4 protein-coding genes are annotated in these 2635 nt (G+C 34.3%); 1 reads left to right on the top strand and 3 read right to left on the bottom strand.

Going from position 1 to position 2635, the window contains the following annotated elements:
- From Wcon_RS09255 to Wcon_RS09265, 3 genes are all read right to left on the bottom strand, one after another.
- Positions 1–671: phage tail protein (locus tag Wcon_RS09255; protein ID WP_237350137.1), on the bottom strand; the 671-nt coding region annotated here is incomplete at its 3' end.
- Positions 672–942: 271 nt separating this feature from the next.
- Complete coding sequence (locus Wcon_RS09260; protein ID WP_114517919.1) at positions 943–1734, bottom strand: baseplate assembly protein; 792 nt, start codon at positions 1732–1734, stop codon at positions 943–945.
- A gap of 2 nt (positions 1735–1736) precedes the next feature.
- Positions 1737–2024: a GPW/gp25 family protein gene (locus Wcon_RS09265; protein ID WP_237350138.1), complete on the bottom strand. Its 288-nt coding sequence runs from the start codon at positions 2022–2024 to the stop codon at positions 1737–1739.
- A 255-nt stretch (positions 2025–2279) separates the two neighbouring features.
- Between Wcon_RS09265 and Wcon_RS09270 the strand changes: the two genes are divergently transcribed.
- Positions 2280–2635, top strand: a 356-nt coding sequence (locus Wcon_RS09270) for a recombinase family protein (protein WP_237349973.1), incomplete at its 3' end; no start/stop codon positions are given.

The following is a 2635-nucleotide window of genomic DNA, read 5'->3' on the forward strand; positions in this document are numbered from 1 at the left end:
GTGTGAGGCTCGGTTTCTCCAAGGATTGCTACATCTAGGCGATATATATCATTGCTTAAAGCTCGTTCATAATGATCGCGTAGATAGTTTTCTATAATCCTAATAACTGGACCACTAGACCTGAAAAAATTTACTCTTCCAAATGATAACACTGGTCCATCTTTTTCTATTTTTACCCCTGAATAATCAGAAAGAAGATCTCCAAATAAACTCTCATCCAATATAAATCTCTGCGCATTATAATAATCGTTAAAAATCCTCATCAATCTGGATCTTACAGGCAGTGATAGTTTTGCCAGCTCTACTACTGCATCTACGAAGAAGTCATTTGGTACCTCTTTTATCCCTACTTGCAACTCAAAAAAGTGTTTACCAGGTGGTTCTTCGATAATTTTAATATCTTCTATATTTGCCCACTTGAGTGCTATTTTAAGTGATTTAGGTGTTCCTCTCAGTCTTTGAAATTTTACTCCTTCTACTACGGCTTTTCTTTTATCCTTTATCCAACGTAGAATTTCCCCCAATTCATATTCCTCAATCAACCACGGCAATGTTTCTTCTTTAAGATTAAACTTAAATCCTTTGATACAGCTTGGATCAACCTTATAATCTATTGCATCAACCAGTGCTTGCTCTTGCTTTGTTGCGTTTGGCGGTAATAAACTTTTCATTTGTCTTTTCTTTCAAGTTGCTTTAATTTCCTTTATTTAGGTAGCTTATGAGTAAGCAAGAGGTCATTGCAGAACTGATCAAAAATAAAGATGTTCTTAATATCAAAAACACTTTCCTTAATATTTGACCATATTATCCATACTTTAAAAAACAAATTACAACTTCTGGAAGAAAATCAATACTTTCGTCTCCCTAACATTGGGTATTTTTATCCAGTAAACCACTTATTGCACGCAATCCCCTCACTGGCACAAAACAAAAAAATACGTTTTAAATCCTATCTAACTTGACGTGGCCAAGCACTGCACACTCATTCCCCAGTACTACAACATCCTCTTTTGGCTCGATTAATTCTACGTTTTCTACACCCTCTACAAACAAATTTGCTATTATCCAAGATCTTGTAACATTCCATCCCAGCCTTCTATTTGCTTCAAACTTCTTAATAAACTGCTTCTTGATTTCCTCCTTCGATATTACAGGACTTATGCTCATTCTGCTGTGAATATCTATTTCCGTAATATTGCAACCAATTACTGTTACTGTATCGGTTAAAACCCTTATATCATCTCTAGTAACTTGCTTTCTTACAATTTCAAGTAGCTCTTCTAACACTATGCCAGTTGTGGATAATTGTGTTGATAAGATTGAAATTTGTACTTTTCCTGGTATAGGTGATTCTACTAGTGCATCTTTTACTCTACTATCTGCTGACAGTGCATGATATTTATAATATTCCTTACTTCCTCCTGTTGACCAACCTGCTATTTTTGCTTTTACCCTCTTTCTAAATCTTTCATCCTCTTCTTCTTTTTCTCTCTCTACTCCATAAAATTCAGCTAAGTTATCAACCGTTGCAAATTTTAGTAAATTGCTCTTTACTGATTCATTTATTCTTTGTCTCAGTAACAATTCCCTCCATGCTGCTACTTCTAATACCTTCATCGCTGGGTCACTTTCTACTAACGCTGAAAAGGTTTCATCTCTACGGACTAACTCTTCTTTCATTCTTGAAAATATTTCCTCGAAATTTGGCTTTTCTACAATATTTAGCTGCTGCATCTTTAAACTACAACCCCATCGAAGCGAATCTTTCTTCCCATTGGCAGATACAATCCTTCTAGACCAAGCGTCACTTTTCCTTCTTTTACTCCTTCAACTTTTACTTTTTCTAACTTAAACCTCTTTTCCCATTTTTCCAAAGCTTCTGCAGTTGCCGCATATATCTCAAGTGTTAAATCTCTATTTATTGGCTTATCCACTAACTCAAATAATCTCGACCCATAATCCCTTCTCATGATCCTACTGTTAACAGGAGTGGTCAGTACACCTACGACAATGTTGCCAACAATTTAAAACTTGAAAAAAGTATTTCCAGAAAACTTTTATGTCCAAAAGTAAGAGCTCCATTTATTTATGACGCTAATGACGAACTAATTATCAGCTTTAATGTAGTGGATTAATAATGAGCATATTATTTAAATGGAATGTTATGAACAGTAAAGAAAGATTTGCCATACGAGTTAGTTATGAACCTGATAGGTTGGCAGAGGTATATTTATTAGACGCCTACACAAAATTAATGCCAGTGCTAAAGTATTCAGTAAATGCAAATAAAAAAGAACTTCAAGGAGGATCAAATGTTAACAGTAAGCTTATATGCAAGAGTTTCTTCAGAAAAACAAGTACAAGAGAATACGATTGCAAGTCAACTTTCAGCTTTAGAAAATAAAATTAAAGCAGATGGGCATGAATTGCTAGATGAACATAAATTCGTTGATAATGGCTATAGTGGATCTAATTTAGTTCGTCCTGCCTTAGAAAAATTACGTAATAAAGTAGCAGAAGGTAAAATTGACATAATCTATATTCATTCTCCTGATCGTTTATCGCGTAAATATGCATATCAGATGGTTTTACTTGAAGAATTACAGAAAGCAAAAGTAGAAGTAATTTTTTTAAA

The organism is Wolbachia endosymbiont of Cylisticus convexus, assembly GCF_003344345.1.